Consider the following 14,642-nt stretch of genomic DNA (forward strand, 5'->3'; position numbering starts at 1 on the left):
CCTAGGCGGTGGCTGCCGTCCTGACCATCTGCTCCAACTCGACGTACACCCGATCGAGTTCGGCGACCAGCCAGGTGGTGTTGCGCTGCTTGAACACCGTCAAGAGCGAGCGGTAGTACCAGAGATGCATCTCCGGGTCCTTCACGTTGAACCGCTGCCACAGCTCATCCCCCTGCTGCCGATAGTCCCGCAGGATGGCCCGCGCGTTGTCGAGCTTGTCGGCCAGCGACACCAGGATGGTGGCCTCGGACGCCTCCCCGAGATGGTCGACGTAATGCTGCTTGCGCTCCTGCCAGGGCGGCTTGGGCACCACGTCGGTGTCGCTGCACTCCGCGACGATCTGCGCGACCTCGTCGCCGAACTTCTCGCGGATCTCGGCGAGCACCGGAGCGCCGCCCTGATCCTCGACCGCATCGTGCAGAAGGGCCGCGATGGTCTGAGCTTCGGTGCCGCCACCCTCGATCACCAGGCTGGCCACGGAGAGCAGATGACCGACGTAGGGGATGTCGCCCCCCTTGCGGGTCTGCCTCCGGTGCAGGCTCGACGTGTAGGCCAAGGCCTCGTCGAAGCGGGTGGACAGGCGCGGGGTGGTGGTTCGTTCAGGCATTTCGCTCCTTCTCTCGACACCTTCACTCTCCCACGGGCCTACGACACGTCGACGCGCCCGAGCAAACTTCCCGGCGTTCCTGCAACCGCTGTCGGAGGCGCCCCCTAGGCTGGCGGCAATGGCACTTCACCTCCACCGTGCCGAGCGGACCGATCTGCTCGCCGACGGCCTCGGCGTCATGCTCGCTCAGCCCCTCGACGACCCGTTCGCCATGGAACTGGTGCTGGTGCCCGCACGCGGCGTCGAGCGTTGGCTCAGTCAGCGGCTGTCCCACGTACTGGGCCGCGGCGCGGGTGCCGACGGTGTCTGCGCGGGCGTCGAGTTCCGCAACCCCCAGTCGCTGATCGCCGAGATCACCGGTACCTCGGACGACGATCCCTGGTCGCCGGACGCCATGGTGTGGCCCCTGCTAGAGGTCATCGACGAGAACCTGGAGCAACCCTGGTGCCGCACGCTCGCGACGCATCTCGGGTGCTTCGAGACCGGTGCCGAGCGCGAGCTTCGGCAGGGCAGGCGCTACGCCGTCGCGCGCCGGATCGCCGCACTGTTCGCGTCGTACGCCAGGCAACGCCCGCAGCTCCTGGCTGGCTGGCTCACCGGGGACACCGCCGATCTCGACGCCGACCTGGACTGGCAACCACCGCTGTGGTGCGCCCTCGCCGGCCGCATCCCGGCCGATCCGCCGCACGTCCGACACGGCAAAACCGTTGCGCGCCTTCGCGAAGCACCAAGTGACCTCCCGCCACGACTGTCCCTGTTCGGGCACACCCGGCTGCCGGTGACCGAGATCGAACTGCTCGACGCGCTCGCCACCCACCATGACGTGCACCTGTGGCTGCCGCACCCCAGCGACGCGCTCTGGCGGGCGCTCGACGATCTTCGCGGCGCCGTGCCGCGATGTACGGACACCAGTCACCGAAGGGTCGGCCATCCCCTACTGGCGACGCTCGGCCGCGACGTGCGCGAACTGCAGCGCACCCTCCCCGCCGCACTGGACACCGACGAGTACCTCGGACGCCCCGCGGGCGCCGGCGACCAGCCAGCCGACCTGCTGGGCTGGCTGCAGTCCGACATCGCCGCGAATGCCGTTCGGGCACAAGGACGGACGCTTCCCGTCGGCGACCGCTCCGTGCAGGTGCACGCCTGCCACGGGCCCGCCCGCCAGGTGGACGTGCTGCGCGAGGTCCTGCTCGGCCTGCTCACCGACGACCCCACCCTCGAGCCGCGCGACATCCTGGTGATGTGCCCCGACATCGAGACCTACGCCCCCCTGATCAACGCTGACTTCGGCCTCGGTGACGTGCTCCGCGATGCCCACCCGGCGCACCGGCTGCGAATGCGGCTGGCCGACCGCTCGCTGGTGCAGACCAACCCGCTGCTGGCCGTGGCGTCGCAACTCCTGGATCTCGCCGGCCGCCGCGCCACCGCCAGCGAGGTGCTCAACGTCGCCCAGACGGCGCCGGTGCGCGCGCGCTTCGGGTTCACCGACGACAATCTCGAAGACATCACGCGCTGGGTCCGCCAGTCGAACATCCGGTGGGGGTTCGACCAGGAGCACCGTCGCCCGTATGGGGTCGACTTCGTCCACGACACATGGCATTTCGGCTTGGACCGGGTGCTGGCCGGTGTCGCGATGTCCGACGATGCGCACGCCTGGATCGGCGCCACCCTGCCGCTCGACGACGTCAGCAGCAACCGCGTCGACCTGGCCGGCCAGCTTGCCGAGTTCGTCGACCGGCTGCAGCGCACCGTCGACGCGCTGTCGGGGGCGCGGCCCCTGCGCGAGTGGTTGGCCGCGTTGACCGACGGCATCACGATGCTGACCCGGGTCGGCGACGCCGACGCGTGGCAGACCAGCCAGATGGAACGCGAGTTCGGGGAGGTCCTCGCCGATGCGGGCGCCAGGGCCGGAACGGTCCTGCGCCTGCCCGACGTCAAGGCGCTGCTCGCTCGCCACCTCGCGGGCCGGCCCACACGGGCCAACTTTCGCACCGGCACGCTGACCGTGTGCACCATGGTGCCGATGCGGTCGGTGCCGCACCGGGTGGTCTGCTTGATCGGCCTCGACGACGGGGTGTTCCCGCGACGCGGCGTGATCGACGGTGACGATGCGCTGGCCCGCCAGCCGATGACCGGTGAACGCGACACCCGCTCCGAGGACCGTCAACTGCTCCTCGACGCCATCGGCGCGGCGACCCAGAAGCTCGTCATCACCTACACCGGAGCCAACGAGTACTCCGGGCAGCCGCGTCCGCCCGCGGTGCCGCTGGCCGAGCTGCTGGACACCCTCGACACCACCACCGAGGACCGGGTGCGCGATCAGATCGTGATCCGTCATCCTCTGCAGCCCTTCGACATTCGCAATGTCGAGCGGGGCCGGTTGGTTCCCGGGGAGCCGTTCACGTTCGACCCCACCGTGCTCCGCGCGGCGCGCATCGGCGCGGGCCAGCGGGTCGAGCAGCCACAGTTCGTGGCGGGCCCGCTGCCTGCCCGACCGACCGACGACGTCGTGCTCGCCGATCTCGTCGGCTTCTTCAAGGATCCGGTGAAGGGCTTCTTTCGCGCCCTGGAGTACACACTGCCGTGGGACGTCGACGGTGTCGAGGATGCGATGCCCGTCGACATCGACGCCCTCGAGGAGTGGGCGGTTGGCGACCGGATGCTGTCGGACATGCTGCGCGGCATGTCACCCGACGACGCCAGGCACGCGGAGTGGCGTCGCGGCGCGCTGCCGCCCGGTCAGCTCGGCTGGCGCAAGGCGACCGAGTTGCGAGACCAGTCCAGCCTGTTGGCGCAGGCGGCCGCGCAGTACCGCACGGTCACGCCGCGGGCCTTCGACGTCGACGTCGACCTCGGCTCAGGCCGCCGCCTGACGGGCACCGTGTCCCCCGTCTTTGGCAGGGACACCGTTTCGGTCACCTACTCGAAGCTCGACGGCAAGCATCTGCTCGCGTCCTGGATTCCGTTGCTGGCCTTGTACGCTCACGAGCCGGGCACCGACTGGTCGGCCATCTGCATCGGGCGGCCCAAGCGCGGGGCCACGCCGCGCCAGCGCAACCTCGGGCGGCCGCACGGGTCGGCGGTCGGATTGTTGCGCGATCTGGTGGCGATCTACGACGCAGGCGCCCGAGAGCCCTTGCCGCTGCCACTGAAGACCTCCTACGCCTGGGCCGAGGCACGGCACGGCGGCGACGATCCCGAGCGGGCCGCCGGCTTCCGCTGGAAGTCGAACATGTATCCCGGTGACGACCAGCAACCGGCCCACGTGCGCGCGTGGGGGCAGGGCGCTTGGCTGCGGGACCTGATGCAACCCGTGCGCGCCGGCGAGGAGTGCGACGGTGAGACCAACCGGCTGGGCGCCTATGCCGGACGGCTCTGGCTGCCGATGCTGCGCGCGGAGGTGAGTGGGTGATGGAACCTTTCGACCTTCGGGGACCACTGCCCGCCGCACACACCACGACGGTGCTCGAGGCCAGCGCCGGCACCGGGAAGACGTTCGCCCTGGCCGGTCTGGTCACCCGCTACGTCGCCGAGGGCAAGGCGTCGCTGGACGAGATGCTGCTGATCACCTTCGGCAAGGCCGCCAGCCAGGAGTTGCGGGAACGTGTGCGTGCCCAGATCACCGAGGCCGCAGTAGCTTTCGACAACGCCTCGGCCGCCACCGACAACGAGGTGGTGGTTCACCTACTCGACGGCACGGACGAGCAGCGCGCCGAGCGACGGGAACGCCTACGCGACGCCCTGGCCGGCTTCGACGCCGCCACCATCGCCACCACCCATCAGTTCTGTCAGCTGGTGCTGAAGTCGCTCGGTGTGGCGGGAGATTCCGATGCCGGGGTCCAACTGGTGGAGAGTCTCAACGACCTGGTCACCGAGATCGTCAACGACCTCTACCTCGCGCACTTCGGCAACGAGCGCGAAGATCCGTTGTTGAGCTATCGCGACGCCCTCACCCTCGCCAAGGAGGTGGTCAACCATCCGGCTACCGAACTGCGGCCACGCGATCCGGCGCCCGACTCGCGGGCTGCGGTCTGCGTCGCGTTCGCCAATCACGTTCTGGCGGAGATGGAGACGCGTAAGCGGCGCCTCGGCATCCTCGGGTACGACGATCTGCTGACCCGACTGGCCGCCGCCCTCGACGCCGACGATTCCCCCGCCGGCGTGCGCATGCACCAGCGCTGGCCGATCGTCATGGTCGACGAGTTCCAGGACACCGACCCCGTGCAGTGGAGGGTCATCGACCGCGCGTTCAGCAAGCGCTCGACCGTCATCCTGATCGGTGATCCGAAGCAGGCGATCTATGCGTTTCGCGGGGGCGACATCGTCACCTATCTGAGCGCCGCGCAGACCGCAGGCGACAAGAAGACGCTGACCACCAATTGGCGCAGCGACGGTGTGCTGGTCGACCGGTTGCAGGCGGTGCTGCGCGGCGCCCAGCTGGGGCACCCCAGCATCGTCGTCCACGACGTGGCGGCCGCCCACCAGGGCCAACGACTGGTGGGCGCCCCGTGCGACGATCCCTTCCGGCTGCGCGTGGTCGAGCGGAAGACGTTTGGCCGCAGCGGTATTCAGAACCTCGCCATCGGCGACCTACGTGAGCACATCGGCAGGGACCTGGCGTCCGACGTCGGCGCGCTGCTCGCCAGCGGCGCCACCTACGACGGCAGGCCGGTGCAGGCGCGCGACGTCGCGGTGATCGTGGAGACCCACAAGGACGCCAGGGCCTGCCAGCGCGCACTGACCGAGGCGGGTGTTCCCTCGGTGTACACCGGCGACTCGGACATCTTCGGCTCCGAGGCCGCCGACGACTGGCTGGCCCTGCTGGAGGCGTTCGACCAACCGCACCGCGCCGGCGTCGTGCGCGCGGCCGCCGCGACGATGTTCTTCGGCAAGACGGCCAAGGATCTGGTGGCGGGCGGTGACGCGCTGACCGATCGACTGGCCGAGACGTTGCGGGAGTGGGCCGCTCACGCCCGCGAGCGCGGGGTCGCCGCGATCTTCGAGGCCGCGCAGCTCGCGGGGATGAGCGACCGCGTGCTGTCGTGGCGCAACGGCGAGCGCCACATGACCGATCTCGCACACATGACGCAGCTGCTGCAGGACGTCGCCCACCGCGAGCGGTACAACCTGCCCGCACTGCGCGACTGGCTGCGCGCCGAACGCGACGGCGGCAGCGCCACCGAGCGCAACCGCCGACTCGACAGCGACGCGGCGGCCGTGCAGATCATGACGGTGTGGGTCAGCAAGGGCTTGCAGTACCCAATCGTGTACCTGCCGTTTGCCTTCAACCGCTGGGTTCCCGATCCGGAGATCATCCTGTTCCACGAAGGAGACACCCGGTGCCTGCACATCGGCGGCAAGGACAGCCCCGACTACCACACGGTGGAGGCGCAGGGCCGGGCCGAGGCGGCCGGTGACGACAGCCGACTGACCTACGTGGCCCTGACCCGGGCGCAGTCCCAGGTGGTGGCGTGGTGGTCCTCGGCGCGGGACGAGCCGAACGGCGGACTGTCACGGCTGCTGCGCGGGCGCCGCCCCGGTGAGGCCGTCGTCCCGAACCGGTGCGTGCCCGCCAAGGTCACCGACGACGAGGCGTTGGACCGACTCCGCGCGTGGGAGGCGCTGGGCGGCCCGGTGCTCGAGCCCTCGGTGCCGACCACGGTGACGGCTCCACCCACCGAGCCGACGCCATCGGATCTGGGCGCCAGGCACTTCCACCGCAGCATCGACACCACCTGGCGGCGTACCTCCTACTCGGGCCTGATCCGCGTGACCGAGACCGCGGGGGTCAGCAGCGAGCCGGAAATCGTCGAACTCGACGATGAAGTGGCCGACATCGCGCTGGTCCAAAACCCCGTCGGGCCGGACGTGCCGTCGCCGATGGCCGACCTGCCCAAGGGGGCGAAGTTCGGCAGCCTGGTGCACGCGGTCCTCGAGACGGCGGACCCGTTCGCCGCGGACCTCGAGGCCGAGCTGGCGGCCCGGATCAGTGAGCACTCGGTGTGGTGGCCGGTGGACGTGCCCGACGGTGAGCTCGCGGCCGCGCTGGTGCCGATGCACGACACCCCGCTCGGGCCGCTGGCCGGCGGGCTGACGTTGCGTCAGATCGGGTTGCGAGACCGGTTGCGGGAGCTCGACTTCGAATTCCCCCTGGCCGGTGGTGACCTCGGCGCGACGGCACCGCAGATCCATCTGAGGGACGTCGGCCGGTTGGTGGCGCGACACCTCGGTGCCGGCGATCCGTTGGCGTCGTACGCGGACCGCCTGACCGGTGCCGGGCTGGGCGACCAGCCGTTGCGCGGCTATCTGAACGGGTCGATCGACGTGGTACTGCGCATTCCCGACGGCTACGGCTGCCGCTACGTCGTGGTCGACTACAAGACGAACTGGCTCGGCGAGGACGAGACGCCTCTGACAGCAGCCGATTACGGCCGCCCGCGGCTGGTCGAGGCGATGCTGCACTCGGACTACCCGCTGCAGGCCTTGCTCTACAACGTGGTGCTGCACCGATTCCTGCGTTGGCGCCAGCCGGGGTATGACCCCGAACGCCACCTCGGCGGGGTGATGTATCTGTTTCTGCGCGGTATGTGCGGTGAGGGAACCCCCGTGGTCGACGGGCATCCCTCGGGGGTGTTCGACTGGCAGCCGCCGGCGGCGCTGACCGTGGCGATGTCGGATCTGCTCGATGCGGGGAGGGCGGAATGAGCTCGACCGAGACCGTTGACGAGGCCGACTGGCGCCGCGCGGCCGGGGCATCCGGACTGTTGCGGACGTTCAACGACGCCGGCGTCCTCGAATCGTCGGATGTGCATGTGGCGCAGCGTCTTACGGCCCTGGCTGGCGAGGCCGACGAGCGGGTCGCCCTCGCGGTGGCCTTCGTGGTGCGCGGGTTGCGGGGCGGCTCGGTGTGCGTCGACCTGAGCTCGGTCGCCGCGCAGGTCGACGATCCCGAACTTCCGTGGCCGGCAGCCGACGCCTGGTTGGCGGCCGTGCACGCGAGCCCGCTGCTGGCCGCGCCGCACGTGCTGCGCCGGGAGGGCGACCTGCTGTACCTGGACCGGTACTGGCGCGAGGAGGAGCAGGTCGCCAAGGATCTGCGGGCGATGCTGGGCGGGGCGACGACCGCGGCGGACACCGACCTCGAGCGCCTGTTTCCCGCCGGGTACGAGGAGCAGCGCCGGGCGGCGAAGACCGCACTGTCGCAACGGCTCACGGTGCTGACCGGTGGACCGGGAACGGGTAAGACCACCACCGTGGCGCGACTGCTGGCCTTGTTCGCCGGGCAGTCGGGCTCGGCGCCGCGGCTGCGCATCGCTCTGGCGGCACCGACCGGCAAGGCTGCCGCGCGGCTGCAGGAGGCCGTGCAGGTCGAGATCGACGAACTGGATCCGGCCGACCGGGAACGCATCTCCGGCCTGCGCGCGACGACGCTGCACCGGCTGCTGGGCAGTCGGCCGGACAACTCGTCACGGTTCCGGCATCACCGGGCCAACCGGCTGCCGCACGATGTGATCGTGGTGGACGAGACGTCGATGGTGTCGTTGACCATGATGGCGCGACTGCTGGAAGCGGTGCGGCCCGAGGCGCGTCTGCTGCTGGTGGGCGACCCCGACCAACTCGCGTCCGTCGAGGCGGGCGCGGTGTTGGCGGACCTGGTGGAGGGGCTCGGCGCCACCGAGGGCACCGCGGTCGCTGCCCTGCAGACGTCGCACCGCTTCGGCGAGTCGATCGGTGCGCTGGCCGCAGCAATCCGCGACGGGGACGCCGACGGCGCGATCGAGGTGCTGCGCGCGGGTGGTGAGCACATCGAGTGGCTCGACGTCGAGGACGCCATGGCCGATCTCTCTAAGGTGCTTCTGCCGCAAGCGCTTCGGCTCCGGGAGGCGGCGGTGCTCGGTGATGCCGCGACGGCGCTCGAGACGCTCGACGAACACCGCCTGCTGTGCGCTCATCGCCGCGGCCCGCACGGGGTACAGCACTGGAATCGACAGGTCGAGCGGTGGCTCGCCGAAGCGACCGGGGAGCCCATCTGGTCGGACTGGTACGCCGGTCGACCGGTGCTGGTCACGGCCAACGACTACGGGCTCACGCTGTACAACGGCGACACCGGGGTCACCGTCAGCGACCCGACCGGGCTGCGCGCCGTCATCGGTGGTGCGGGTGCGCCGCTGTCGTTCGCCACGGGGCGACTCGCCGACGTCGACACCATGCACGCGATGACGATCCACAAGAGCCAGGGTTCGCAGGCGTCCGAGGTGACGGTGTTGATGCCGCCGGTCGACTCGCGACTGTTGACGCGTGAGCTGTTCTACACCGCCGTCACGCGGGCCAAGGCGAAGGTGCGGGTCGTCGGTTCGGAGGCGTCGGTGCGGGCGGCCATCGATCGTCGCGCGGTCCGCGCGTCCGGGTTGGCGCTCAGATTGCAGCGACCGGCCGCGGACTAATTCCCTCTCTCAATTTATGGCACACCCGGGGGCTTGCCGCAAGACCCCGGTCGTGGTGCACCATCGTCGACCATGACGAACAAGCCCAAGCCCTTCGAGGTGCACGCCTCGGGTGCGTATCTTCACGGCACCAAAGCCGCACTGGCGGTGGGTGATCTGCTGATGCCCGGTCGCGAATCGAACTACGCCCCCGGCCGCATCATGAACCACGTCTACGTGACGCAGACCCTCGACGCCGCGGTGTGGGGCGCCGAGATGGCGGTCGGCGACGGCCCCGGCCGCATCTACGTCGTCGAACCCGAAGGCGCACTCGAGGACGACCCGAACGTGACGGACAAGAAGCTGCCCGGCAATCCGACCCTTTCCTACCGGACCAGCGAACCCGTGCGCATCGTCGGTGAGCTGGTCGACTGGGTGGGGCACACCCCCGAGCAGCTGCAGACGATGCGCAGCGGACTGGCCGACCTCAGGCGCCGAGGGCTCGACGTCATCTACGACTAGGGCCTGACGGCGCGTCGAGTGTGATTGATATGGACGGATTTTGGCGAAATCTCGTCCATAGGGCACACAGTCGATGTGCTGAGGCGGCAGGCGCCGCGATGGAGCTAGTGCACACGCGGATGTTCGGCGAACCAACGTTCCTCGACGCGTATGACGCGGTGGTGCTCCAGTGCGATGAGGATGGTTCCGGCGGTGACGAGTGCTCCGGCGATGAACGCGAGCGGTAGCTGCCAGGCGGTCTGTTGGTAGGCGGTCGCCGCCAGGAAGCCAGCGATCGTCACGGTGCCCAACATGATGAGCAACAGGCCGGGTAGCCACAGCGTGTCGATGAACGATTCGCCGGCATGCGGCTGTGTGGTGCGGCAGTGATCCACGGGATCGCGATGCGCGCTTTTCATGTGCATCTCCCTTCTCAAGAGATGACCTCGAGCATACGCCCCGTGTGATCTAAATCACATTGAACGGTGGGTTCTGCACTAAGTGCATTTGTTGACGAAGTACAACCCGGGCGTCGCGCAGATCCCGTCCCCGCCGTAGGCGGCATACGGCGAGGGTGTCACCGGCACCTGACCGGCGCCTTCGCCGATCTGACTCGTCGACTGCACCTCGGGCGACACGGGTGCGGGTGCAGCCTCCGCCACTCCCGCCCCGATGCCGAGCGCCAGCGATCCGGCGACGACGATGCCGCCCGCCATGCTTCTCAGATCGATCATGGTCAACCTCTTCGCGACGTCAGGCGGCCAGTGCGCCCGAACTGCTATGCGCAACTAGCGAGGTTGGCTTCCTATTCCGCGGATCCACCAGGTGTGACGACGACGCCGCCGTCCCCGTCGCGGCGGGCCCGCACGACCTCCTCGACCTGCCGCGCCGCCGCCACCGGGTCTTCGTGCTCCCAGATCCTGACGCTCACCCAGCCCGCCGCGGCCAGCCGCCCGTCGGTATCGCGGTCCCTGGCGCGGTTCGCCTCGACCTTCTCGGCCCAGAACGTGGCGTTGGCCGACGCGACGGTGTGATGCTCGGGGCAGCCGTGCCAGAAGCAGCCGTCGAGGAACACCGCGACCTTCGCCCGCGGGAACACCAGATCGGCGGTCCGCCGCAGCTCGCGCAACGGCTTGGCCGATACCCGGTAGCGCAGGCCCAACGCATGCACGGCTGACCGCAGCGCCAGTTCGGGTTTGGTGTCGCGGCTCTTGTTCGACTGCATCCGCGCCCGAGCCTCCGGTGACGACGCCCACGAATCCGCCATGGTGAACAGCCTATTGACGGCGCGCCGTGCCACCTGGCCGGCCTCGACGACGACGCTGCATACGATCGGCGGGTGAGCAGCCGCGCCGACGTCGCCTCCGACGTCGGACTCGAGCGCTTCCGGACCCGCAACGGGATCTACGAACGGCATGTCGCGCGTCGGGACGGTCGGCAGACCGCCAGCGTGATGGCCGGTTACACCGGCACCGATGCCCGGCCCACGTGCGCCGACGAAGCCGAGCGCGCCTGGCTGCAGAGCACCGTCGCGCCGCCGTGCGGGGCGGCGCGGTCCTCGGTTCGCGTCGTCGATCTGTTCTCGGGCTGCGGCGGGCTGTCCATCGGGGTGGCCGAAGCGGCGCGGGCGCTCAATCGATCGTTCGAACCGGTGCTCGCCGTCGACGTCGACGCGGTAGCGGCAAAGACCTACGCGGCCAACTTCCCCTCGGGCACCACGCTGTGCCGTGACGTCGACGACGTGCTGCCCGGCGAGGTCGGCTCGCGGCTCACCTCGGCCGAACGGCTGCTGGCCAAAGGCCACGCCGACGTCGACGTGCTGGTGGGTGGGCCGCCGTGTCAGGGTCACAGCGACTTCAACAACCGCACCCGCCACGCCGACGACAAGAACGAGCTTTACCGAACGATGGTTCGGGCAGCCGAAGTTCTTGGCCCGCAACATATTCTGATCGAGAACGTGCCGGGGGCCATCAACGACCGACGAGCCGTCGTCCAACGCACCGCCGACGCCCTGGCAGACCTCGGATACCACGTGTCGATCGGCGTGATCGACCTCAGCGAGATCGGCGTGCCGCAGCGCCGACGTCGACTGGTCCTGGCGGCCAGCCTCACCCAGACGACCGGCGTCGACGACGTCGTGCACCGGCACCGCCGCAGTCCTCGCGACGTGGCTTGGGCATTCCAGGATCTGGAGAGCCAGGCCGAACCCACCAAGCTGGTGGACATGGTCGCCAGGTCGGCGCCCGCAACGCGACGGCGCATCGACTACCTCTTCGAGAGCGGCGAATTCGACCTGCCGGACCGCGAACGGCCCGCCTGCCACGCCGACGGCGGCCACAGCTACAAGGCCATCTACGGGCGGCTGGCGTGGGACCGCCCGTCGCACACCATCACCACCGGCTTCTACAGCATGTGCATGGGCCGCTACGTGCACCCGAGCCGTCGTCGCACCATCACCGCCCACGAAGCCGCACGGCTGCAATACATTCCGGATTGGTTCTCGTTCGATGGCGTCACCCAGCGCACCGCCCTGGCCAGGATGATCGGCAACGCCGTGCCGTCCCGGCTGAGCTACGCCGTCGCACTGGAATGGCTGCGGTGACGCTGAAGGTCGCGGGGCTCTTCGCCGGCATCGGCGGGCTCGAGCTGGGCATGGCGGCCAACGGTCATCACGCCCACCTGCTCGTCGAGAATTCCTCACCCGCCATGCACGTGCTGCGGCGGCGGTTCCCCGACACCAAGCTCGAAGCCGACGTGCGCGACGTCGGTTCGTTGCCGACGGGGACCGATGTCGTCGTCGCCGGCTTTCCCTGCCAGGATCTGAGCAGTGTCGGGCGCAAGGCCGGAATCGTCGGCGCCCGAAGCAGTCTGGTCGGCGAGGTGTTGCGGCTGCTCTCCGACGGTGACGTGCCGTGGGTGGTGCTCGAGAACGTGCCGTTCCTCGTGTCGCTGGGTCGCGGGGCCGCACTGCGGGTGATCACGACGGCGTTGACGCAGCTGGGGTATCGGTGGGCGTACCGCGTCGTCGACACCAATGCCTTCGGGCTGCCGCAGCGGCGCAACCGGTGGTACCTCGTCGGGTCGCGGGTGGGCGACCCCAGGGACGTGCTGCTGGCCGACGACTGCGAGAAGCCCTTGGCGACGAGCGGTTACCCGGACGTGGCCTGCGGCTTCTATTGGACCGAGGGCATGCGTTCCTTCGGCTGGGCCGTCGACGGCGTGCCGCCCATCAAGTGCGGATCCTCGGTGGGGGTGGCCTCGCCCCCGGCGATCAGGCTCCCGACGGGCCGCTACGTCACCCCCGACCTTCGCGATACCGAACGGCTGCAAGGCTTTCCCGTGGATTGGACCGCACCCGCCGACGAGGTGGCGCGCCGCGGCGAGCGCTGGCGGATGGTCGGCAACTCGGTCAGCGTGCCCGTCGCCGCCTGGATCGGCAGCCGGCTCGTCGACCCCGGCCGCTACGACCCCGGCGCCGACTTGCCGTGGACGGGAACCAAGTGGTCGCGCCGCGCGGCGTGGGCGGACCTCGACGGCGTCGTACACGTCGCGGACGTCGGGCCGTGGCCGGTGTGGGAGCCGAGGCTGCCGTTGGTGGACTTCCTGCGATTCCCGGGCAAGCCGCTGTCGGTGCGGGCGGCGTCGGGCTTCCTGCGGCGGACGGGCAAGGGGGCGTTGCGGTTTCCCGACGGGTTCCTCGACGAGCTGGCGGCGTATGCGGAATCTTCGCGCAACCCCTAGGTGATGCTGCTGCCCTTGAGCCACTGATCCCACGGCACCGTCCAGTCGCCGTTCTGCCAGATCTCCAGCGGCTTGCCACCGGTGTTGCGCACCTCGACGACGTCGCCGGGAACCGAGAAGTCGAAGAACCAGGAAGCGTTGTCGCCGTTGAGGTTCAGGCAGCCGTGCGACGTGTCGGTATTGCCCTGCGCCCACACCGTCGAGTTGAGCTGGTGCAGGTAGATGCCGTCGGTGCTGATCTTGGTGGCGTAGGAGATCGTCTCCTTGTAGCCGAGCCGCGAGCTCGTCGGCAACCCGAACGTCGAGGAATCCATGATCACCGGGTTGGCCTTGTTCAGCACCGTGTAGACGCCGGGCGGGGTGAAGAACGAGAAGGTGTTGCCCGCAATGGTTTGGACGCCGCCCATGCCCATCGAGGTCGGCATGGTGCGGACCAGCTTGCCGTTGTCGTAGACGCTCACCATGTGGGTGATGTCGTCGGCGATCGACACGTGCGCGTCACCGATCTTGAACGAGACGTGCTCGTCCTCCTCGCCGTAGAGGCCGTCGCCGAGCGGGGTGCCATAGACATTGGCGGCCACCGTCACGGTGGTGCCCGGCGCGTAGTACTTCTGCGGCCGCCAGTGCGCGGTCTGATCGTCGATCCAGTACCACGATCCGGCCACCGGCGGGTTCGTGGTGACCGATAGGTGCCGCTCTGCGTTGGCTTTGTTGTCGATGTCCTCGTCGAAGTGGGCGACGACCACCGCACCCACGCCGTAGGTGGCGCCGTCCTGCAGCAGTCCGCCGTCGGTGGTCTCGAAGTACACCTGCGTTTGCTTGCTGGGAGACACCGTGGTGAAGCTGGACTCCTGGCGGGAGGGCATCCCGGCGGGGCCGCGCGCCAGGACCTTCATCGTGTAGGTGCGGCCGTAACCAAGCTGACCGGTTGGCTTCCAAGCCGTGTGATCCGGCGTGAGCACACCCGGCACCACCTTGCCGCTGTCGTTGGTCATCGTGACGTCGGTAAGGGTGCCCGCGGTGGCGCTGACCACGACCGGACTCGACGGATTCACCTTGTCGGCCGCCGGTGCCGGCATGACCGACAGCATCGCGGGTGTGGACGCGGGCACGGTCGGCGTCTGCGCCTCGGCCAGATCCCGAGGGGCGGCGAGCACCTGGCATCCGTGCACACAGCGTTCCGAACCACTGACCACCACGCCACCGAGCACGGCCAACACCGCGAAGGTTGCGGCCATCCCGGCCCCTCGCGCGCGACGATTAGACGTCAACAAGACTCCATTGATTTTCGGCACCGACGATTACGACGCGGTCCCATGGTAGGTGGTTCGGGCCGTTCCCTCGCATACCGGCAGGTGTCGTTCGGTAAC

The 14,642-nt window shown here is 69.4% G+C and carries 11 protein-coding genes; 6 read left to right on the plus strand and 5 right to left on the minus strand.

Going from position 1 to position 14,642, the window contains the following annotated elements; all coding sequences use genetic code 11:
• Position 1 precedes the first annotated feature (1 nt).
• Entirely contained in the window at positions 2-607 is a 606-nt protein-coding gene (locus QUE68_RS24200) for an HD domain-containing protein (RefSeq protein WP_286274562.1), read from the minus strand.
• 118 nt (positions 608-725) lie between these two features.
• Between QUE68_RS24200 and recC the strand changes: the two genes are divergently transcribed.
• The 4 genes from recC to arr all read left to right on the plus strand — a co-directional run bounded on the left by recC (position 726) and on the right by arr (position 9,552).
• Entirely contained in the window at positions 726-4,019 is a 3,294-nt protein-coding gene (gene recC / locus QUE68_RS24205) for an exodeoxyribonuclease V subunit gamma (protein ID WP_286274563.1), read from the plus strand.
• Positions 4,019-7,312: an exodeoxyribonuclease V subunit beta gene (recB, locus tag QUE68_RS24210; protein ID WP_286275934.1), complete on the plus strand. Its 3,294-nt coding sequence runs from the start codon at positions 4,019-4,021 to the stop codon at positions 7,310-7,312. The genes recC and recB overlap by 1 nt, the downstream gene beginning before the upstream one ends.
• Entirely contained in the window at positions 7,309-9,051 is a 1,743-nt protein-coding gene (gene recD, locus QUE68_RS24215; RefSeq protein ID WP_286274564.1) for an exodeoxyribonuclease V subunit alpha, read from the plus strand. The genes recB and recD overlap by 4 nt, the downstream gene beginning before the upstream one ends.
• Positions 9,052-9,123: 72 nt before the next feature.
• Positions 9,124-9,552 carry an NAD(+)--rifampin ADP-ribosyltransferase gene (gene arr, locus QUE68_RS24220; RefSeq protein WP_286274565.1) on the plus strand — a complete coding sequence of 143 codons (429 nt, stop codon included), beginning with the start codon at positions 9,124-9,126 and terminating at the stop codon, positions 9,550-9,552.
• Between the two features lie 104 nt (positions 9,553-9,656).
• Here arr and usfY read toward each other — a convergent pair whose 3' ends face one another.
• The 3 genes from usfY to QUE68_RS24235 all read right to left on the minus strand — a co-directional run bounded on the left by usfY (position 9,657) and on the right by QUE68_RS24235 (position 10,798).
• Positions 9,657-9,950, minus strand: coding sequence for a protein UsfY (gene usfY / locus QUE68_RS24225; RefSeq protein ID WP_284228851.1), 294 nt, complete (start codon positions 9,948-9,950; stop codon positions 9,657-9,659).
• Between the two features lie 78 nt (positions 9,951-10,028).
• The gene (locus tag QUE68_RS24230; RefSeq protein WP_286274566.1) at positions 10,029-10,265 is read right to left on the minus strand and encodes a hypothetical protein; all 237 of its coding nucleotides are present in this window, start codon (positions 10,263-10,265) and stop codon (positions 10,029-10,031) included.
• Positions 10,266-10,336: 71 nt separating this feature from the next.
• Positions 10,337-10,798: a very short patch repair endonuclease gene (locus tag QUE68_RS24235; protein WP_286274567.1), complete on the minus strand. Its 462-nt coding sequence runs from the start codon at positions 10,796-10,798 to the stop codon at positions 10,337-10,339.
• A gap of 72 nt (positions 10,799-10,870) precedes the next feature.
• Here QUE68_RS24235 and QUE68_RS24240 point away from each other — a divergent pair, with 72 nt between their 5' ends.
• Positions 10,871-12,133: a DNA cytosine methyltransferase gene (locus tag QUE68_RS24240; RefSeq protein WP_286274568.1), complete on the plus strand. Its 1,263-nt coding sequence runs from the start codon at positions 10,871-10,873 to the stop codon at positions 12,131-12,133.
• Positions 12,121-13,272 carry a DNA cytosine methyltransferase gene (locus tag QUE68_RS24245; RefSeq protein WP_455012484.1) on the plus strand — a complete coding sequence of 384 codons (1,152 nt, stop codon included), beginning with the start codon at positions 12,121-12,123 and terminating at the stop codon, positions 13,270-13,272. The genes QUE68_RS24240 and QUE68_RS24245 overlap by 13 nt, the downstream gene beginning before the upstream one ends.
• Here QUE68_RS24245 and QUE68_RS24250 read toward each other — a convergent pair.
• Entirely contained in the window at positions 13,269-14,510 is a 1,242-nt protein-coding gene (locus QUE68_RS24250) for a L,D-transpeptidase (RefSeq protein WP_286274569.1), read from the minus strand. The genes QUE68_RS24245 and QUE68_RS24250 overlap by 4 nt on opposite strands.
• Positions 14,511-14,642 lie beyond the last annotated feature (132 nt).

Origin of the sequence: Mycolicibacterium sp. TUM20985 (assembly GCF_030295745.1) — a bacterium.
Classification (GTDB): Bacteria; Actinomycetota; Actinomycetes; order Mycobacteriales; family Mycobacteriaceae; genus Mycobacterium.